We start from the raw sequence: 20225 nt of genomic DNA, 5'->3' as shown, positions 1-20225 counted from the left end.
CCCGACGGCCGGAGGCGGCGGCATCGAGAACGTGCAGCCGTTCCTTTTCCGTCACAATTCGGGCGATTTCGCCATGGCGCACAACGGGAACATCGTCAATTCGAAACTCCTGCGCGACTACCTTGAGAACAAGGGCAGCCTCTTCCAGTCGTCGTCCGACAGCGAGATCCTGGCCCACCTGATCAAGAAGGAGACCCGGTTCCGCGACCGGCCCCGCATCTTCGCCATCATCGATGCGCTGAACATGCTCGAGGGCGCCTTCGCGTTCCTGATCATGACGGCCAACCGCATCTATGCCTGCCGCGACAAGTACGGACTGCGCCCGCTGTCGATCGGCCGTCTGGGCGACGGCTGGGTCGTATCGAGCGAGACGTGCGCCTTCGACGTGCTGGGCGCGGAGTTCGTGCGCGACGTGGCCCCCGGCGAGATCGTCACCATCGACCATCAGGGGCTGCGCAGCCGCGACTATTCGATGTACAAGCGTTGCGAGATGTGCGCGATGGAGTACATCTACTTCGCCCGCCCGGACAGCGATATCGAGGGGTGCAACGTCCATGCCTACCGCAAGGAGTCGGGGCGCCTGCTCTTCCAGGAGGCACCGGCCGAAGCCGACATCGTCGTCGGCGTGCCCGATTCGAGCCTCAGCGCCGCGATGGGCTATGCCGAGGCGAGCGGGCTTCCCTACGAGATGGGACTCATCAAGAACAAATACATCGGCCGGACCTTCATCCAGCCGACGCAGGAGCTGCGCGAGAAGGGCGTGCGGATGAAGCTGTCGGCCGTGCGGACCATCGTCCGCGGCAAGCGGGTGGTGCTCGTCGATGACTCGATCGTGCGGGGTACGACCTCGCGGCGCATCGTCACGATGCTCAAGGAGGCCGGGGCCACCGAAGTGCACGTGCGCATCGCCTCGCCCCCGATGACCAATCCCTGCTTCTACGGCGTGGACACCTCGACCTACGACGAGCTGATCTCGGCCCGCAAGAATGTCGAGGGCGTGCGCGAGGAGATCGGGGCCGATTCGCTCAGCTTCCTTTCGCCCGAGGCGCTGCTCAAGGCCGGCAACCGCAAGGAGCTGTGCATGGCCTGCTTCACGGGACACTATCCCACGGCGCTCTACCAGCCGCTCGACGAAGCGAACAAAGACGGAAAATGTTAGCAAACAAAACTATCGCATACTATGGCACAAAGTTATGAAAAGGCCGGCGTGAATCTCGAAGCCGGATACGAGGTGGTGCGGCGCATCAAGAAACACGTGGCATCGACTTCGCGGCTCGGCGTCATGGGCAACATCGGCGCCTTTGGCGGCATGTTCGACCTCTCGGCGTTGAACGTGAAGGAACCCGTGCTGGTGAGCGGCACGGACGGCGTGGGCACGAAGCTCAAGCTGGCGTTCGAAATGGACAAACACGACACGATCGGCATCGATGCCGTGGCGATGTGCGTCAATGACGTGCTCGCGCAGGGCGCCGAGCCGCTGCTGTTCCTCGACTATGTGGCCGTGGGCCACAACGAGCCGCAGAAGATCGAGGCGATCGTGGCGGGAGTCGCCGAAGGCTGCCGCCAGGCCGGCTGCGCCCTGGTGGGCGGCGAGACGGCCGAAATGCCCGGCATGTACGCCGAGGGCGAGTACGACATCGCCGGATTCACGGTGGGCGTGGTCGAGAAGTCGAAGCTCATCGACGGGTCGAAGGTTCAGGTCGGAGACGTGCTTGTGGGTGTAGCCTCGAGCGGCGTGCACTCGAACGGATTCAGCCTCGTGCGCAAGATCCTTGCGGACAACTTCCTTGACCTGCACCGGTCGTATCCCGAGCTGTCGAACAAACTCCTGGGCGAGGTGTTGCTCACCCCGACGAAGATCTACGTCCAGCAGGTGCTCGATGTGGTCCGCAACTGCGACGTACACGGAATCAGCCACATCACGGGCGGCGGATTCGACGAGAACATTCCCCGCATCCTGCACGACGGCCAGGGCCTCGAGATCGAGGAGGGCTCGTGGGAGATTCTCCCCGTGTTCCGCTTCCTCGAGAAGTACGGAAAGGTGCCCCACCGCGAGATGTTCAACATCTTCAACATGGGTATCGGCATGGTCATCGCCCTCGATGCCTCCGAGGCGCAGCGGGCGATCGACATCCTGACCGCCCGGGGCGAGAAGGCTTCGGTGATCGGCCGCGTGACCGGCACCGAAGGGGTCGTAATCCGGTAGCGCGATGCGACGGCTTGCGGTTTTCGCCAGCGGCAACGGCACCAACTTCGAGGCGATCGCCCGGGCCTGCAGGCAGGGCGTGCTGGCTGCCGAGGTGGTGCTGTTGGTCTGCGACCGTCCCGGAGCCCGCGTCATCGGCCGTGCGGAGGAGTTCGGCATTCCGACCTTCGTCTTCGACCCGAAGGCGTACGGCTCGAAGGAGGAGTACGAGCGGCAGATCGTGCAGCGGCTCGAGGAGGCTGGTGCGGAGCTGGTCTGTCTGGCCGGATACATGCGCATCCTCGGGGCGACGATGCTGGGGGCCTGCGGCGGGCGGATCGTCAATATCCATCCCTCGCTGCTGCCCGCCTTCCGCGGGAAGGACGCCATCGGGCAGGCCTTCGACTATGGGGTCAAGGTCTTCGGCGTGACGATCCACTGGGTCGATGCGACGCTCGACGGCGGGCGGATCATCGCACAGCGCGCATTCGAATACGACGGCCGCGACCGGGCCGAACTCGAGGCCCGGGTACATGCCGTCGAACATGAACTCTACGTCGAGACGCTCGGCCGGCTGATCGCCCGAGCCGAGGAGAGGGGCTGACACCCTTCCGGCGGAGGCAGCCCTCCCGGGCGGCTGCACGCCATACCGCGGGCCTTCGGGCACCGCGCGGAACCCGGGAAACAAGTGAAACCAACAAACAAAGAAGAGATACGAACTATGCGAGCATTAATCAGCGTAAGCGATAAGACCGGCGTTGTCGATTTCGCCCGGGAACTGCGTTCCCTCGGGTGGGAGATCATCGCCACGGGCGGCACGATGAAACTGCTGCGGGAGAGCGGCGTCGAGGTGATCAACATCAGCGACGTGACGGGCTTCCCGGAGATCTGCGACGGCCGCGTCAAAACCCTCCATCCCAAAGTGCACGGCGGCCTGCTGGCCCGCCGCGACGATCCCGAGCACCTGAAGGCGCTCCGCGAGAACGGCATCGAGTTCATCGACATGGTCTGCGTGAACCTCTACCCGTTCCGCCAGACGATCGCCCGGCCCGACGTGAAGATGGAGGACGCCATCGAGAACATCGACATCGGCGGTCCGTCGATGCTGCGCTCGGCCGCCAAGAACTGGGCCGACGTCACGGTCGTCTGCGACCCGGCCGACTATGCGCAGGTGCTTGACGAGATCCGTCGCGGCGGCAACACCGAAAAGGAGACCCGCCTCAAGCTCTCGGCCAAGGCCTACACCCATACGGCCGAGTACGACGCCATGATCGCCACCTACATGCGTGCGCAGGCCGGACTCAACGAGAAGCTCTTCCTCGAGTTCGACCTCGTGCAGTCGCTGCGCTACGGAGAGAACCCCCACCAGAGTGCGAAGTTCTACCGCGAGGAGCACGAAGTGCCCTATTCGCTGGCCTTCGCCCGCCAGCTCAACGGCAAGGAGCTCTCCTACAACAACATCCAGGACGCCAATGCCGCGCTGTGCATCGTGCGCGAGTTCTCCGAGCCTTTCTGCGTGGGGCTGAAGCACATGAACCCCTGCGGGGCTGCCACGGGCAAGGATGTCGTCGAGGCGTGGACCAAGGCCTACGAGGCCGACAAGGTCTCGATCTTCGGGGGCATCGTCGCCACGAACCGCGAGGTGACGCGTGAGGCTGCCGAGCTGATGAAGCCGATCTTCCTCGAGATCATCATGGCTCCGAAGTTCTCCGAGGGGGCGCTCGAGGTGCTCTGCACGAAGAAGAACCTGCGCCTGCTCGAGGTGGACATGTCGCAGGGCGCGGTCGATCCGAAGCAGTACGTGAGCGTGAACGGAGGCCTGCTGGTTCAGGACCTCGACGTGACGACGCGGACCGTGACGGCCGACATGTGCGTGACCGAGGCGAAGCCCGCCGAGGGGGTGATGGCCGACCTGAACTTCGGCTGGCACATCGTCAAGCACGTGAAGTCGAATGCCATCGTCGTGGTTCGCGACGGCCGTACGCTGGGCGTCGGCGCCGGGCAGATGAACCGCATCGGCTCGGCCGAGATCGCGCTCAAGCAGGCCCATGCCGCCGGATTCACCGAGGGGCTTGTGCTGGCGTCGGACGGCTTCTTCCCCTTCGACGACTGTGTGGCCCTGGCCGCCGAATATGGTGTGACGGCCATCGTACAGCCCGGAGGTTCGATCCGTGACGAGGATTCGATCCGCAAGGCCAACGAGAAGGGCATTGCCATGCTCTTCACCGGCGAACGTCACTTCAAGCACTGATCCGCCATCGTGCGGGCGGCGGATTCCGTACCGCTGCCGGACGGGACAGGCGTGTGCCGCGGGCATGGGCCTGCCCCGTTCGATTTCGGTGATTTACGGTTCAACAGCAATCAAAAAAACAAAATTCTGCTTCCTATGAAAGTGCTTGTTATAGGTTCCGGCGGCCGCGAACACGCCATCGTCGATGCGCTGACCCGATCGCCGCAGGTCGAAAAGATCTATTGTGCTCCGGGCAATGCGGGCATCGCCCGCCAGGCCGAGTGTGTGGACATCCGCGACACGGAGGTCGAGCGGCTGCGCGATTTTGCGCGCGGAGAGGGCATCGGCCTCACGGTTGTGGGCCCCGAGGCTGCGCTGGCTGCGGGCATCGTGGACAGCTTCCGCGAAGCGGGGCTGCGGATCTTCGGTCCGACGAAGGCGGCGGCGCGCATCGAGTCGTCGAAGGAGTTCGCCAAGGACCTGATGGCCCGTTACGGCATCCCGACGGCCGGCTACCGCGCCTTCACCGACTATGAGGCCGCACGGGCCTATGTCGCCGCACGGCCCTTCCCGGCCGTGCTCAAATACGACGGGCTGGCTGCCGGCAAGGGGGTGGTGATCGCCCAGACGATGGAGGAGGCCGACGAGGCGCTTCGCCAGATGCTGCTCGACGACAAGTTCGGCGAGGGCAAGGTGGTCGTCGAGGATTTTCTCGAGGGCCCGGAGTTCTCGCTGCTCTGCTTCGTGTCGGGCCGCCGCGTCTGGCCGATGGTGCTCTCGCAGGACCACAAGCGGGCCTACGACGGCGACAAGGGACCCAATACGGGCGGCATGGGCGCCTATACGCCGCTGCCGTTCATCACGGCCGACGACGAGCGCTATGCCATCGAGCGGATCATGCGGCCGATGGCCGAGGCGATGGTCGCCGAGGGGTGTCCGTTCGCGGGGGTGCTCTACGGGGGGCTGATGAAGACGGCCGACGGCATCAAGGTGATCGAGTTCAATGCCCGTTTCGGCGATCCCGAGACGGAGGTCGTGCTGCCGCGCCTGAAGAGCGACATCGTCGATATCTTCTGTGCCGTGGCCGACGGCCGCGACGCGCAGCTTGAGTGGGACGACCGTCCCGCACTGGGCATCGTGCTCGCCTCGAAGGGGTACCCGGGCAGCTATGAGAAGGGTCATGAGATCAAGGGGCTCGACAAGGTCGAGGGTACGGTCTATCATATGGGCACGAAAGCCGACGGCGACCGGATTCTGACGGCCGGAGGCCGCGTGCTGTTCGTCGTGGGACGTGGCGCGACGCTGTCCGAGGCACGGGCTGCGGCGCTGCGCGATGTGGCCCGCATCGAGTGCGACAACCTCTTCCACCGCTCCGACATCGGACATTGGGCGCTGGACGACAAGGATTTGTAACGGACAATCAAACGAAAGAGCTTAGGATATGGTTATCAGTGGAAAAGAACTGTCGGCCCGGTTGAAGGCCGAGATGGCGGAGCAGGTGAGCACGTTTCCGGCCCGGTATGGCCGCGTGCCGCACCTGGCGGTGGTGCTTGTGGGCGACAACCCGGCGAGCGTGAGTTATGTGACCGGCAAGGCGAAGGCCTCGGCCGAGGTGGGTATCCGCAATACGACGATCCGCCGGCCGGCGGATATCTCCGAGGCGGAGCTGCTCGACCTCATCGCCGGGCTGAATGCCGATGCGGAGGTGGACGGCATTCTGGTGCAGCTGCCCCTGCCGAAGCACATCGACGAGGAGAAGGTGATCGCGGCAATCGACAAGTCGAAGGATGTGGACGGGTTCCACCCGTTGAATGTGGCTGCCCTGTGGCAAAAGCAGTCCTGCACGCTGCCCTGTACGCCGAAGGGGATCATCAAGATGCTGAAGGCTGCCGACGTGGAGATCGCGGGCAAGCGGGCCGTGGTGATCGGACGCAGCAACATCGTAGGTCTGCCGGTCTCGAAGCTCCTGCTCGACGAGAACGCGACGGTGACCATCGCCCACAGCCGCACGCGCAACCTCGGTGAGGTGACGCGCGGTGCGGAGATCCTCGTGGTGGCGATCGGCCGCCCGAAGTTCGTGACGGCCGACATGGTTGCCGACGGCGCCGTGGTGATCGACGTGGGCGTGAACCGCGACCCGGAGACGGGCAAGTTGTGCGGCGATGTCGATTTTGCGGCCATCGAGCCCAAGGCTTCGGTCATCACCCCCGTGCCGGGCGGTGTCGGACCGATGACGATCTGCTGCCTGATGGAGAACACGATCGAGTGTTTCCTGCGCCGGCACGAGTAGCCGGACGGCGGAGCATGAAAAACCGGAAACCCCCAACGGAGGTTTCCGGTTTTTTCGTGCCGTATGGGGCTCAGGCTTCGTTGGGCGTGGCGGTGAGTTCCCCGGGGAGAGGTGCTGTGTCCGTGCGGCGCCACACCATGGCGAGGTCCGCGGCAGCGTTGCCCGTGCCGAAGTCGAATCCGTCGGGCGAAAGAAACCGGGTCGGGACTGCTCCCGCGAACCCGAAGCGGCCGTAGAATCCGTGCAGCCACTCCTCGCCGGGTGTGGGGATCAGGAAAGCCGCGTCGTCGCCCCGTTCCGCGATGAGCGCCATGGCCTGATGCATGAGTTGTGAGGCCAGGCCGCGGCGGCGGAATGCGGGATCGGTGGCCACGCCGTAGATGTAGGTCGTGCGGCCCAGGCCGGTGGTGAAGGGGATGAGGTGGAGCATCGCCGCGGTACGCCCCTCCAGCTCGACGGTGAGCATCCGGCGGCGCGAATAGTGGTGCATGAGGAACGAATCGACAAACTGCTCGTCGTCGCCGAAGACCTCCTGCCACAGCTGTTTGCAGGCCAGTTCGTCGGGGTGGAGGTGGATGGCCGTGAACTTGTGCTGGAGGAAGGCCGGGTGGTAGGAGAGTTTGGCTTGCCGCAGCCCGTCCAGTCCGAGGTCCTCCTCGCGGTTGATGAGCGTGAAGCGCTCGGGAAGGTGTTGGGCGAAGAGTTTGTTGATGATCGTGAAGGCGCCGTCGAAAGCCGTGTCGGCCTTTTCGACATGGGTCACGAAGGTGTGGTCATTGACTGCCGAGCCATAGGTGAAGGCTGCCAGCCGGTCGCCCACGTAGATGCAGCCGCCCGTGAGGCCCAGCTCTTCGAAATGCCCGAAGGCCCGCTGCATGGCCCGTTGTTCGGCGCACAACTCCGAGGTGTGGCCCTCGTGCAGGCGGCGCCATTCGCGCTCGAGCGTCATGCACTCGGCGAAACGGTCGGGGGTCAGCGGCTCGTAGCGGTAGATGGGGTATTCGGCCGTGAAGCGGTTGATGTGGTTGCGTTTGGGCTGGTAGCGCCGGCCGGCGAGGGTGCGCAGATCTTCGGCCCGGTAGACGTAGTCCTCCAGCGCGCGGTCCGACTCGAAGGCGAATGCCCCGAGGTGCATGCGGCGGATCATGTCGCGCCCTTCGTCCGTCAGCCCGATGATCCGCAGCCGCTGGCCGTGGGCATGAGCGTCCTCGCGCAACAGGGGGACGATCGGGGCGAAATCCCCTTCGCCCACGGGTTGCATGTAGCCGATGCGCTCGCCTCCGTCGATGCGGAAGCGGATGACCAGGAATCCCCGGACCTCGGCCCATGCGCTGCGGTAGACCTCCTGCCAGCAGAACATGTTGGCGAAAGCCAGGTCGCAGTTGCAGATGCCCGAAGGCATCGTATATCGTTCGATGACGGTCCGGTCCTCAAGCCGGACGGGTTGGAACTCAATCATGCGCGGTGTAGTTCTTGCGTTCGATGCGGGTGTAGTACTGCTGTACGAGTGCCCGGAACTGCGACAGCAGGGAGTCGGCCTGCGAACCGGCCGGTTCGGTGGAGGCCGCATCGCGCTCCTCGTCGAAGGCGATGACGCCCCCGTCGGTCACTGCACGAAACATGCCATCGTAGGAGACCGACCAGTGCGGGCGTTCGGGTTCGTTCAGCACGTCGCGCCCGAAGGCGAAATAGGGTTCGCGGTTGCCCGTGAGACCCAGCAGCGTGGGCATGATGTCGAGCTGCTGCGAGACCTCGCCGATGCGTCCGTGCAGGGCCCCGTCGGGGGTATAGAGGAAGCCGATGATGTGCATGTTGCCCGGGTATTCGCGCGTGGCGGGATCGAACTTCTCGGAAGACACGTGGTCGGCCACGAAGACGAAGATCGTGCGCCGGAACCACTCCTCGCGGCCGAAGCGCTCGAAGAAGCGGCGGAAGGCCATATCGTCGTAGGCTACGCCCTTGTGGATTTTGGTATAACCTGCGGGCAGTGTCGCGGCATATTGTTCCGGAACGACGAAGGGGTGGTGCGACGAGAGGGTGAAGAGCGTGGCGAAGAAGGGTTCAGCCGTTGCCGAGAGCTCCTCGCCCATGAATTGCAGGAAAGGTTCGTCCCAGATGCCCCAGTAGCCGTCGAAGTCGCCCTTGCCGTGCTTCTGCTCGTAGTCCTCGCGGCTGACGAGCCGTTCAACACCTGCCGAGCGGGCATAGGCCCCGAAGCCCATCGACCCGTGTTCCGAGCCGCAGAAGAAGGCCGTGGCGTAACCCCGGTCGGCGAGGATGGCCGGCAGCTGCCGGCTGGCGCCGAGCGACTGCGGCATCAGCACGAAGGGGGTGCGGAACGAGGGGATGCTGCCCAGAATGGAGGGCATGGCCTGGATCGACCTCGTGCCGTTGGCGTACATCCGCTCGAAGCAGAGCCCGTTGCGCATCAGCGAGTCGAGGAACGGGGTGAAGCCCTGCTCCTCGCGGCCGGCGTAGAGGTCCGGGCGCAGGTGGGCGGAGTGCTCGGCCGACATGCTCTCCATGATGAAGACGACGACGTTGCGTCCCGACAGGTCCACGGCTGCCGAGTCGGCCGGCTGGTGGATCGGCGTGAAGCGGCGGGGCAGCTCCTCGTCGGAGAAGTACTTGCGGTAGCGGCTGCTGCCTCCGCCCTCGATGGTGCGCAGGATGCAGAAGGGGTTGCTCAGGATGAGGTTCGCCTTGCCGTTGTCGGCCGTGTAGAGCGTGGCGTTCGAGAGGGTGATCGGCCGGGTCATGCGGGTCATGCCCCCGCGGGCGCCGGCAATGCTGAGCCCTGCGGCCAGGGCCAGGATCGCCGTGCCGCCGGCATAGTAGGGCCAGCCGCGGCGCAGCAGGCTCTCTTCGCGGACCTTCTGCCCGTAGCCGGCGGCCAGCAGAAGGGTCAGCAGCAGCCACACCGCGACGAGCGGCCAGTTCTCGGCCATGAACTTGCCGGCGAGCTGCAGCGAGTTGTCGTTGTCGGCGAAGAAGATCTCGTCGGCCGTAAAGCGCTTCTGCGTGTAGCGGAAGTAGACGGCGTCGGCCAGGTTCACGGCGACGACGGCGAGCGAATTGACCGCCACGTAGTAGATGCGGAGCATGCGCCGGTACCAGGTGCGTTCGCGCAGGTGCAGCGGCAGGAGCGACAGCAGGATGAACAGGCCGTCGGCATAGACGACCGAGACCGTGTCGAAGCGCAGGGCACCGGTGAACAGGTCGCCCTGCTCGGACCATGTGAGCGGTCCCAACTGGGCGGCGTTGTAGATCCAGAAGGCCACGCGGCAGAGCATCAGTACGACGTAGAGCAGTACGATGCGCCGCACGAGCATTCCGAGCGGGGTCCGGAGCAGGCGGGACAGCATGGTCTCCGGGTGTTTATTCGCAGGCCTTGAGCGACATGTCGAGCGATCGGATCTGGTGGGTCAGCGCCCCGACCGAGATGAAATCGACACCGCATTCGGCATAGTCGCGCATGGTCTCGAGCGTGATGCCGCCGCTCGATTCGGTCTCGCAGCGTCCGGCCACCTTCTCGACGGCCAGGCGTGTCATTTCGGGCGTGAAGTTGTCGAACATGATGCGGTCCACGCCTCCGGCGGCGAAGACCTCGTCGATGTCCTCCAGCGTGCGGACCTCGCACTCGATCGGGAGCTCCTTGCCCCGGGCCTTGAGGTACTCGCGGACGCCGTGGATCGCCTTCTGAATGCCGCCGGCGAAATCGATGTGGTTGTCCTTCAGCAGGATCATGTCGAAAAGCCCCATGCGGTGGTTCTCTCCGCCGCCCAGCTTCACGGCCATCTTGTCCAGCACGCGCATGCCCGGCGTGGTCTTGCGCGTGTCGAGCACCCGGGTGTGCAGTCCCTCGAGGCGCTTGACGTAGACGGCCGTCTGGGTTGCCACGCCGCTCATGCGCTGCATGATGTTGAGCACGATGCGCTCGGCCTGCAGCAGCGAGCGGAGACGTCCCGAGACATAGAAGGCCACGTCACCCGGTCGGACGCGCGAGCCGTCCTCGAGCACCTGTTCGAAGCGCATCTCGGGATCGAGCCGCCGCAGGACGATCTGGGCGATCTCGATACCGGCGATCACGCCCTCCTGCTTGCAGAGCAGGCGCATGCGTCCGTGTTCGTTTTCGGGGATGCACGAGAGCGACGTGTGGTCGCCGTCGCCGATGTCCTCCTTGATGCAGAGTTCGATGAGTTCGTCCACGAAGGGCTTGTATTCGGGTTTCATAGGCTACGTGTTTTTGTGTTTTCGTACCGTTTTTCCCTGCAAAGGTAACACTTCGCGGCGGATGTCCGCACGTGCGGGGCTATTTTTTTACCAGCAGCAGCCCCTCGTACTCCATGCGGTAGGTTCCCAGCCTGGGGACGTCGCACGTGAAGGAGATGCGGCAGAGGATGTCTTCGACCGAGCCCTCGACGTCGGTGAGCGTGTACGAGGGCATGTCCTGGTAGCTGTAGCCGCCGCCCACCTCGTTCGGAAGCCGGACCTGCGGTACGGTGCTGGCTGCCGAGAACGAGAGCGAAGCTCCTTCGCCCGGGGTGTAGGGCATGCGGTGGATGCGCATCTCGAGGGCCGGCATTGCGGCGGCGAAGCGTGTGGCGTGCATGTAGATGGTCAGCGATTCGCGGTCGCCGGCAAACTCGAACCACGCCTTGGGGTCGGTGTAGGTCGAACCATCGGACACATGGGTTACCGTGGCCGTTCCGTAGAAGTGCATGTTGTCGCTCGTGAATACGCCGTCCACGATCGAGGGGTTGTGGGTGGCATAACGGACGCCGTCGTCCGCCTCGTCGTTGCAGGCGGCCATCGTGAAGGCCGCAAAGCTCAGCAGCAGCAGTTTTTTCAGCATGTTCAATCGATGTTAAGGGTTAAGGTGATGCCGAAGCTACGGGGACGTCCGCGCTGGACGAACTCGTTGCCGATCGACTTGAAATAGAATACGTTGTAATCGGTTTCGGTGAGGTTGCACCCCCATACGCCGAGCGACCATCGGCGGTGCTCGAACCTTATGGAGGCATTCACAAGGGCGTAGAATGGCTCCCTCAGGGAGTTCTCCTCGTTCCACTCGATGGGACCGGCACCCTGGACGCCGGCCTGCACGACCACGTCGCCCAGCCAGCCGAGCCCCGTCGGGCGGCTCCATGTCGCCGCAGCCGAAAAGGTATGCTGCGGGGCGTAGGGGACCCGCTTGCCGGCATAGTCGTCGTTTCCGCTGCGGTAACGCAGGAAGCGGGCGTCGGTGTATCCGTAGGCGACGTTGAAGTCGAGGTCGCGCCGCGGGGAGATCTGCAGCGAGAGCTCCGCCCCGCGGCTGCGCGTGCGGCCCGCGTTGGTCATCATGCGTCCGGTGGTCTGGCCTTCGGGGAAGACGGTGAGCTGCTGGTCGCGGACGTCGATCCAGAAGAGGGCGAAATCGCCCCGCACGGTGCCGTCGAGACACGAGAAGTGGCCTCCGAATTCGTAGTTCCAGCTGTATTCGGGCTTGTAGGACATCAGGTCGGGCTCCTCGTAGGTCAGTCCCGAGACCATCAGCCACTTGATCTTCTCCTGCAGGATGTCGGAGAACATCTGCGTGTTGAAGCCGCCGGCCTTGTATCCCCGGGAGACGGAGAAGTAGAGGTTGCGGACCGGGTCGAAGGCATAGAGAACCGAGAACCGGGGCAACAGCTCCAGGTAGGAGTGTGCGGAGCTGTTCTTTTCGTCGATGGCGATCTGCTGCGCAAAGGGGGCGCCGCCGTTGATGCTCAGCGTGTAGTCGAGGTCGGCCCGGCTCCGGTAGCGCAGCTGCGTGCGTTCGAAGTCGGCGCGCAGTCCGGCAGTCAGCTGCCAGCGCCCCAGTTCGAGACGCGATTCGTGGTAGAGCGCCGCCCCCCAGACCGGCATCCGGAACGCCGACGAGAGCAGCAGTTCGTCGGCATCCATCGCGTAGACCAGGTCGGGCGACGTGTTGGCGTTGTCGAGGATCAGCCGCTCGATGCCCGTGCGCTTGAAGTTCACGGGGGCGTCCATCCTCCCGTGGCGGTAGAAGCCGAAGGCGCCGAAGAGCCATCCGTAGCGCCCCCCGCCGCGCGAGCGGAAGACCACATCCTCGGTGATGGCGTGTTCGCGCACGGCCTGCAGCAGGGTGAAGTAGGGGAGCGGCGTGAAGTCCTGGTCGAGCGTCATCGCATCGTCGGTGTACTGGTAGCTGGTGATCGACGAAATGCTGTAGCGGTCGGCGTCGTAACGCACCGTGAGGCCGTCGCTGACCGACGTGCGGAGGTAGGAGCAGGGGTCGTTGTAGGCGATCTGCCCGGGGCGGAGGATCACCTCACCCCCTTCGACGATCTCCTTGCCCGCATAGGCGTAGGGATAGCCGCCCTGTTCGACGCGCGACACCGCGAGGGTGTTGTCCAGGCGCAGCCCCCGGCGGTTGTCCCACTGCATCTTCCAGCGCCCTCCGGTCTGCCACTCCCGGTCGCAGGTGCGGTGTGTGTATTCGTTTTCGAAGAATCCGTCCGTGCGGGTGTAGAATCCCGTGAGGGAGATGCCCACGTTGTCGGAGACCCGCCCGTAGGCCGAGGCGCGGAGCCGGCAGGAGTTGGCGCTGCCGTATTCGGCCAGGAGGCGCACCCCTTCACAGGTGAGCGGCGAGCGGGTGTAGACATTGACCACGCCGCCCATCGTGTTGCGGCCGTAGAGGGTCGATTGCGGGCCGCGGAGCACCTCGATGCGTTCGATGTCGGCCAGCTCTGTGTCGAAGCCGTTCTTGTTGAGCAGCGGCACGTTGTCTATGTTCATTCCGATGACCGGCTGGTCGATGCGGGCGCCCAGTCCGCGGACGTAGATCGACGAGGTCATGCGCGAGCCGTAGTCCGGGGCGTGGAAGTTGGGCACTGTGAGGGCTACCTCCTTGAGCGCCGAGACGCCGCTGCGCTCGACCGCCCGGCTGCCGATGATCGACGATGCGACGGCCGTCGAGCGCAGGACCGGGCCCTGCTTGATGGCCGTCACCTGCACCTTGTCCACGACGATCACCGTATCGACCGCCGCGTCGCTCCGGGCGGCATCGCCGCCGGGGCCGGGATGCTCCGCCACGCCGTCGGCCCGGCCGCAGAACGGCAGGAGTACGAGCGGCAGCAGTATGTCGAGCAGTCGGGGTTTCACTTTGGACACGGGTTCGGTTTCCGGGTGCAAAGTAACGGGTTTTCCCCGAAAGTTGCAATCCTTATTTATGAGGAGGAGGTTGTGGGAGACGGCGCGCCGTCAGATCTGCTCCGGATCGACGTAGCCCATCGTCACGGCGTAGATCGTCAGTCCCGAGACCGAGCGGATACCCAGCTTCTCGGTCAGGTTGCGGCGGTGCGAGATGACGGTCGTCAGGCCGATGTGGAGCCGTTGGGCGATCTCCTTGTTGAGGCAGCCCTGCGCCACGAGGGCGAGGACTTCGGCCTCGCGGGCCGAGAGTTGCGCGGTTTGCGGCTGCGGGGGGATACCTTCGGTGTGGTCGCCGTGGTGTGCCCCGTGGTGCATCCGCATGATGTCCCGGATCAGGTCGCCTTCGGGGCGCAGGATGTCCAGGCACCGGAAGCCGGCGAATTCGGGTTGCGGCTGCCCGCTGGTGAGCAGGATGACCCGTTTGCGGACCGGGGCGAAGAGTGCGCTGTGGCCCACGAAACAGCGCGTCGCCACGAAAAAGTGGAAGTAGCGCTCCATGCCGTTCTCCTCGAGGGCCCGGGCGTCGTCGAATGCATCGACCTCGGCCATCGGGATGAGTTTCTCGAGGATGGACTTCAGACCGAGGGCCGTGAGGATGCCGGGGGTGAGGATGGCTATGGCGGGGCGGGGCTGCATCTATTCGTGGTGATAGGGTTCGTTGCGCAGGATCGTGAAGGCGCGGTAGATCTGTTCGGCGAAGATTGCGCGGACGATCTGGTGCGAGAAGGTCATGCGCGAGAGCGAGAGCAGCGAGTCGGCGCGGGCGTAGACCTCGTCCGAGAAGCCGTAGGGGCCGCCGATGACGAGTACGAGGCGCTTCAGCCCGCTGTTGAGGCGCTTCTGGAGCCACTGCGCGAATTCGACCGAGCGGTACTCCGTGCCGCGCTCGTCGAGCAGCACGACGTAGTCGCCCTCGGTCAGTTGGCGCAGGATGGCCTCGCCCTCGGCCGTACGCTGCTGCTTGACGGTCATGCTGCGCGTGTTGCGGACGTCGGGCAGCGTCGTGACCGAGAAGCGGCAGTAGAAGTTCACCCGCCGGACGTATTGCTCGACCAGCGCGGCGACCTCCTTCGAGTCAGTCTTGCCGATGAGGATCAGTTCGAGGGTCACGGCCGCGGCGTCAGAGGTCGGTGTTCCATTCGCCGTCGGCATCGCCGTAGAGAATCGGGCGCGACGGCTCGACCGATTTCAGCCATTCGTAGGCCTTGTACATGTTGTATCCGTTGCCGGCCGCTCCGCCCAGCTCGTAGGCCACCACGCAGGTGAAGTTGCGCGAGCGGTAGTACATCGCCTTGACGCGGGCGAGGAATTCGTCGGCCAGCGACGGGTCGTTGGCCGGCGTACCGCCCACGGTGCGGTCGCCGCGGCGATCGGAGGGGGCGATGTTCGCCCGGTCGATGACGTAGAGGCCCACCTCGTCGCAGAGTTCGTAGAACCAGGCAGGCTGCGGGTAGTCGGGGCATACGGTGTTCTTCCCCTGAGCCTTCAGCGCCTTCAGTCCGGCAAGGGTGGTCTTGCGGTCGGCGGCCGCGTTGTAGGAGGCCTTGACCAGTTTGAGCTCCTTGCCCAGCCGCATCAGCCGCCCGTCGATCAGTTCGGTCTTCCCGAAGCCGATCTTCATCGGCATGTACTCCTTGTAGACGCCGTCGCGGCGCGTGAAGAGCATCACCTTGTACAGGGGCGGGTTCTTCGCCCCGGCCTCCCACTTGTTTTCATAGGTGTGGTAGATGAGCGGGCTGAAGCGCACGGTGTCGGTCGAGCGGCCCGGAATCACCACCTCGCGCATGTTGAATTCGAGCAGTTTGCCCTGAGGCGAGTAGATGTCGTAGCCGACGGTCACCGGCTCGTCGTAGTTGAACGAGTTTCGGGCGATGATCCGAAGGTCGAGCATGCCGAAGTCGCGGCCCAGCGTATCGGGCACCAGGGCGATCTCGAAGTCGCGGATCGCCCGCTTGTTCTGGAAATAGAAGTAGCTTCCGGAGAAGGCCTCGCGCTGCACGGCGTCGGCATTGAGTTCTTCGGCGCATCCGGGGCGCATCAGGATGCGGATCGAGTTGGCCCCCTGACGGATGTAGGGGGAGATCAGGTATTCGGCCGGGGTGGCCGGGTCCTCGGTGTCGGCCACCACGCGGTCGTTGATGCGCAGCGTGTATCCCGCACCCGCATTCTCGATGTGCAGGAAGACGTCGCCGTCGCTCCACACGTAGGGAATGTCGAACTCCCCGCCCACGACGGCGATTCCCTCGGCCGCCACGAGCGTCTGCGGCTCGAAGGCCTTCCAGTAGCCGCCCGCTTCGCGGTTGCGCGCCTCGGCGTCGTGGCGCGTGTCGTAGGGGACGACCTCCGTGCGGTAGATGCGGCCTCCTTCGGCCTTCTCCGGCGCTGCTGCGGCCGGCGATTCGGGTTGCTGGGCCCGGGCGGCCAGTGCTGCCGTCAGGAGCACAGCCGTGCATATCGTTCGTTTCATTGCCTGCTGTTCTTGCTATGATTCGGACAAAGGTACTTTTTTTTTGCCAAATCGCAAATAATAGCTAACTTTGTCAATTCGGAAAACGAACTGAAACCGAATTAATACCGAAGATATGAAAACGCAGAGAATCGTAGAAATTCTGAAGTCGGGAGCCGTGGACTCCGACATCGTCGTCAAGGGTTGGGTGCGCACCAAGCGCGGAAACAAGAACGTGGCCTTCATCGCCCTCAACGACGGATCGTGCGTTGCGAACATACAGGTCGTGGTCGATCTGGCGAAGATCCCCGACGAGCAGCTCAAACCCATCACGACGGGCGCCTGCATCCGTGTGGACGGACGCCTGGTCGCCTCGCCCGGATCGGGGCAGGGCGTCGAGGTGCAGGCCGAGCGGATCGAGATTTACGGTACGGCCGACCCCGATACCTATCCCCTGCAGAAGAAGGGTCACTCGCTTGAATTCCTGCGCGACATCGCCTACCTGCGTCCGCGAACCAATACGTTCGGCGCCGTGCTGCGCATCCGCCACGCCATGGCCTACGCCATCCACGAGTACTTCAACAAGCAGGGCTTCTACTACTTCCATACGCCGATCATCACCGCCTCGGACTGCGAGGGCGCCGGAGCAATGTTCCAGGTGACGACGCTCGACCTGAACAACGTGCCCCGCACCGAGCAGGGACAGGTCGATTATTCGAAGGACTTCTTCGGCCGTTCGTGCAACCTGACCGTTTCGGGACAGCTCGAGGGTGAGCTGGGTGCCCTCTCGCTGGGCCGTATCTACACCTTCGGCCCCACGTTCCGCGCCGAGAACTCCAACACCCCGCGCCACGCCTCGGAGTTCTGGATGATCGAGCCCGAGGCCGCGTTCTACGACCTGGAGGACAACATGGAGCTGGCCGAGGACTTCCTCAAGTACCTGATCCGCTATGCGCTCGAGAACTGCCGCGAGGACCTCGAGTTCATGAACAAGATGTGGGAGCCGGGGCTCATCGACCGCCTGAACTTCGTGCTTGAGAACGACTTCAAGCGCCTCGACTACACCGAGGGCATCGAGATTCTGAAGGCTTCGGGCCGCAAGTTCGAGTTCCCCTGCGACTGGGGTTGCGACCTGCAGTCGGAGCACGAGCGCTACCTGGTTGAGGAGCACTTCAAGCGTCCGGTCATCCTGATCAACTACCCGAAGCAGATCAAGGCCTTCTACATGAAGCAGAACGACGACGGCAAGACGGTGCGCGCAATGGACGTTTTGTTCCCGGGAATCGGCGAGATCATCGGCGGTTCGGAGCGCGAAGCCGACTATGGCAAACTTTCTGCAAGGGTGCGGGAGCTCAACATGAGCGAGCGCGAACTGTGGTGGTATCTCGATACGCGCCGCTGGGGATCGGCACCTCACTCGGGCTTCGGACTGGGCTTCGACCGCCTGCTGATGTTCGTCACCGGACTGACGAACATCCGCGACGTACAGCCCTTCCCGCGTACGCCGCTGCACGCCGATTTCTGATCGCTCCCTGACCCGAACGACGACGAAGAGACCATATTGGAATGAAGAACTGTCCTTGCCGGGCTTCGGATCGTTGTTGCCCGACGCGCCGCGGATGGCTACAGCCTCCGCGTGCGTTCACTTTTTGTTAATTTTGACCCGATATGGCTATTAATCAGAAACAGGTCCTTTCCCTTCAGCAGAAACTCTCCCCGCAGCAGATCCAGATGATCAAGCTGCTTGAACTGCCCGCCGTGCAGCTCGAACAGCGCATCAAGCAGGAGATCGAGGAGAACATCGCGCTCGAAGAGGAGGAGCGTCCGGCGGAGGAGGACGAGCAACCCCAGCAGATCTCCGTGGACGAGTACCTGCGTGAAGACGATACGCCTTCCTACAAGAGTCGTATCAACAACTACTCGAAAGACGACAAACAGCGCCCCGTCTACCTGACCGAGGGACGTTCGCTGCAGGAATACCTCGTCGAACAGCTCAGCTACCGCAACCTTTCGGAGCGAGACATGAAGCTGGCGGTCTATTTGATCGGCAGCATCGACGAGGACGGCTACCTGAGGCGTGACCTGGAGTCGATCTCCGACGACATCGCCTTCACGGTCGGCATCGAGACCTCGGTCGGCGAGCTTGAGCGGCTGCTGGACATCATCCACGAACTCGAACCCGCGGGGATCGGGGCCCGTGACCTGCGCGAGTGCCTGCTGCTGCAGATGAACCAGATGCAGGTCAATACGCGCGCCCGGCGGCTGGCCCGCAAGATCCTGACCAGCTATTTCGACGAATTCGTCAAGAAGCACTACGAGAAGCTGATCGCCCGTCTGCAGGTCTCCGAGGAGGAGTTCCGCGATGCGATCGCCGAGATCCGGCGCCTGTCGCCCAAACCCGGAAACCTCTATGCCGAGGGCGGGACCGACACGACACCCTATATCGTTCCCGACTTCATTCTCGACTACCAGGACGGCCATTTCCAGCTCTCGCTCAACTCCTACAACGTCCCCGAAGTGAAGATCAACCGCCGCTATGTGGATATGATCCGCGACATGGTCGGCTCGGACGGTCGCGTGAAGGAGAAGGACCGTGAGGCGATCCAGTTTGTCAAGAGCAAGATCGACTCGGCCAAGTGGTTCATCTCGGCCATCAAACAGCGGCACGATACGCTGATGCGGACCATGCAGACCATACTCGATTACCAGCAGGAGTACTTCAAGGACGGCGACCGCTCGAAGCTGCGGCCGATGATCCTCAAGGACATCGCCGACCGCACGGGGCTCGATGTATCGACCATCTCGCGCGTGGTGAACAGCAAGTACGTGCAGACGCAGTTCGGGATCATCCTGCTCAAGTCGCTCTTCTCGGAGGCCATGCAGACCGATTCGGGCGAGGAGGTGTCGAGCTACGAGATCAAGAACATCCTCCAGCAGTGCATCGACGAGGAGGACAAGCGCAAGCCGCTGACCGACGAGACGCTGATGGACATACTCAATACGAAGGGATACCACATCGCCCGCCGTACGGTGGCCAAGTACCGCGAGATGCTGGGAATCCCCGTGGCGCGGTTGCGCAAACAGATTTAGGGCCCGGGGTGTCCCGCGCCTCCCGGCAGTCGGGGCGTGACGGTACCGACAGTCCGGCGGCATCGCTTCGGAGCGGGTGGCTGCCCGCCTGGAGGTGCGTCGGACCGGGCAGAGAAGATTCGAAAACGTTATGGAAGAGACCTTGAAATACGGAAAACTGGCACACGGGCTTTCGTGGGTGCTGCATCCGTTTCTGCAGCCCGTCTACCTGATGGGGGTACTGCTGACGATGACCACCTTTGCGCTCTATCCCGCCAATGTAAAGTTCTACCTGCTGTGGGTCGTTGCGCTTTATGCGATCCTCATCCCCGTGCTGTCGCTCGGGGTGCTGCATTCGCTGGGGCGTCTCTCCAGCTACCGGGTGGACGACCGCCGGGAGCGGCTTCTGCCGCTGCTCATCGGGGCTGTCTGCTACGTGCTGTGTGCACTGACCCTGTCGAAGATCCCCTCGGCGATCTTCCTGCGCAAATTTATGGTTGCGGCGGCCTGCTGCGAGCTGTTGTGCTTCGTGGTGTCGTTGCGCTGGAAGATCAGCCTCCACCTGACCGGCATGGGGGCTGTCGTGGCGCTGCTGGTGGTGATGAATGTCGCCGGGGTGGGCAACATGGTGTTTCCGCTGGTAGTGGCGGTCCTCGCAGCCGGGGCATTGGCCTCCGCGCGGCTCTATCTGGGGTGCCACAACGCTCCGCAGGTGCTGGCCGGCTTCTGCGGCGGCTTTGCCGTAGCGACGCTGGCCGTGCTCTTCCTCTGACGGGACGGGCTTCCGGGGATTGGTAAAATC

The 20225-nt window shown here is 63.9% G+C and carries 17 protein-coding genes; 9 read left to right on the top strand and 8 right to left on the bottom strand.

Translation table 11 applies throughout. From position 1 onward, the window contains the following. The 6 genes from purF to folD form a co-directional block, all read left to right on the top strand. On the top strand, positions 1 to 1159 hold a 1159-nt coding region (gene purF / locus QZL63_RS00765), incomplete at its 5' end, for an amidophosphoribosyltransferase (protein ID WP_290585344.1). 21 nt (positions 1160 to 1180) lie between these two features. After that, on the top strand, positions 1181 to 2206 hold the full coding sequence (purM, locus tag QZL63_RS00760) for a phosphoribosylformylglycinamidine cyclo-ligase (protein ID WP_022307445.1): 1026 nt from the start codon (positions 1181 to 1183) through the stop codon (positions 2204 to 2206). Positions 2207 to 2210: 4 nt separating this feature from the next. Then, complete coding sequence (gene purN, locus QZL63_RS00755) at positions 2211 to 2789, top strand: phosphoribosylglycinamide formyltransferase (RefSeq protein WP_022307444.1); 579 nt, start codon at positions 2211 to 2213, stop codon at positions 2787 to 2789. 117 nt (positions 2790 to 2906) lie between these two features. Then, positions 2907 to 4436 (top strand): bifunctional phosphoribosylaminoimidazolecarboxamide formyltransferase/IMP cyclohydrolase, encoded by a 1530-nt coding sequence (gene purH, locus QZL63_RS00750; protein ID WP_022307443.1) that lies wholly within the window; start codon positions 2907 to 2909, stop codon positions 4434 to 4436. 135 nt (positions 4437 to 4571) lie between these two features. Beyond that, positions 4572 to 5828 carry a phosphoribosylamine--glycine ligase gene (gene purD / locus QZL63_RS00745; protein ID WP_022307442.1) on the top strand — a complete coding sequence of 419 codons (1257 nt, stop codon included), beginning with the start codon at positions 4572 to 4574 and terminating at the stop codon, positions 5826 to 5828. A 28-nt stretch (positions 5829 to 5856) separates the two neighbouring features. Next, a complete protein-coding gene (folD, locus tag QZL63_RS00740) occupies positions 5857 to 6705 on the top strand; it encodes a bifunctional methylenetetrahydrofolate dehydrogenase/methenyltetrahydrofolate cyclohydrolase FolD (protein WP_022307441.1) in 849 nt (282 codons plus the stop codon). A gap of 70 nt (positions 6706 to 6775) precedes the next feature. On the opposite strand, the gene QZL63_RS00735 is transcribed toward folD, so the two are convergent. From QZL63_RS00735 to QZL63_RS00700, 8 genes are all read right to left on the bottom strand, one after another. Further along, on the bottom strand, positions 6776 to 8164 hold the full coding sequence (locus QZL63_RS00735; RefSeq protein WP_022307440.1) for a GNAT family N-acetyltransferase: 1389 nt from the start codon (positions 8162 to 8164) through the stop codon (positions 6776 to 6778). Next, on the bottom strand, positions 8157 to 10067 hold the full coding sequence (locus QZL63_RS00730) for an LTA synthase family protein (RefSeq protein ID WP_290585396.1): 1911 nt from the start codon (positions 10065 to 10067) through the stop codon (positions 8157 to 8159). The genes QZL63_RS00735 and QZL63_RS00730 overlap by 8 nt, the downstream gene beginning before the upstream one ends. Positions 10068 to 10083: 16 nt before the next feature. Then, positions 10084 to 10938, bottom strand: a complete 855-nt coding sequence (gene nadC, locus QZL63_RS00725) for a carboxylating nicotinate-nucleotide diphosphorylase (RefSeq protein ID WP_022307438.1) — start codon at positions 10936 to 10938, stop codon at positions 10084 to 10086. Between the two features lie 79 nt (positions 10939 to 11017). Then, positions 11018 to 11560, bottom strand: a complete 543-nt coding sequence (locus tag QZL63_RS00720; RefSeq protein ID WP_022307437.1) for a hypothetical protein — start codon at positions 11558 to 11560, stop codon at positions 11018 to 11020. 2 nt (positions 11561 to 11562) lie between these two features. Beyond that, positions 11563 to 13857: a TonB-dependent receptor gene (locus QZL63_RS00715; protein WP_290585330.1), complete on the bottom strand. Its 2295-nt coding sequence runs from the start codon at positions 13855 to 13857 to the stop codon at positions 11563 to 11565. A gap of 99 nt (positions 13858 to 13956) precedes the next feature. Then, positions 13957 to 14544 (bottom strand): helix-turn-helix transcriptional regulator, encoded by a 588-nt coding sequence (locus QZL63_RS00710; RefSeq protein WP_022307435.1) that lies wholly within the window; start codon positions 14542 to 14544, stop codon positions 13957 to 13959. After that, entirely contained in the window at positions 14545 to 15018 is a 474-nt protein-coding gene (rlmH, locus tag QZL63_RS00705) for a 23S rRNA (pseudouridine(1915)-N(3))-methyltransferase RlmH (protein WP_290585314.1), read from the bottom strand. It abuts the gene before it with no gap. A gap of 10 nt (positions 15019 to 15028) precedes the next feature. After that, entirely contained in the window at positions 15029 to 16375 is a 1347-nt protein-coding gene (locus QZL63_RS00700) for a glycoside hydrolase family 2 TIM barrel-domain containing protein (protein ID WP_022307433.1), read from the bottom strand. 115 nt (positions 16376 to 16490) lie between these two features. Here QZL63_RS00700 and asnS point away from each other — a divergent pair, with 115 nt between their 5' ends. The 3 genes from asnS (at position 16491) to QZL63_RS00685 (ending at position 20195) form a co-directional block, all read left to right on the top strand. Next, positions 16491 to 17879, top strand: a complete 1389-nt coding sequence (gene asnS, locus QZL63_RS00695) for an asparagine--tRNA ligase (protein ID WP_022307432.1) — start codon at positions 16491 to 16493, stop codon at positions 17877 to 17879. 143 nt (positions 17880 to 18022) lie between these two features. Next, entirely contained in the window at positions 18023 to 19444 is a 1422-nt protein-coding gene (gene rpoN / locus QZL63_RS00690) for an RNA polymerase factor sigma-54 (RefSeq protein WP_022307431.1), read from the top strand. 130 nt (positions 19445 to 19574) lie between these two features. Then, positions 19575 to 20195 (top strand): hypothetical protein, encoded by a 621-nt coding sequence (locus QZL63_RS00685; protein WP_022307430.1) that lies wholly within the window; start codon positions 19575 to 19577, stop codon positions 20193 to 20195. Positions 20196 to 20225 lie beyond the last annotated feature (30 nt).

The organism is Alistipes sp. CAG:268 (genome assembly GCA_000434235.1).
GTDB classification, from domain to species: domain Bacteria; phylum Bacteroidota; class Bacteroidia; order Bacteroidales; family Rikenellaceae; genus Alistipes; species Alistipes avistercoris.
Note: the sequence above shows the minus strand (reverse complement) of the source record. Positions and strands in the feature narration are given on the sequence as shown.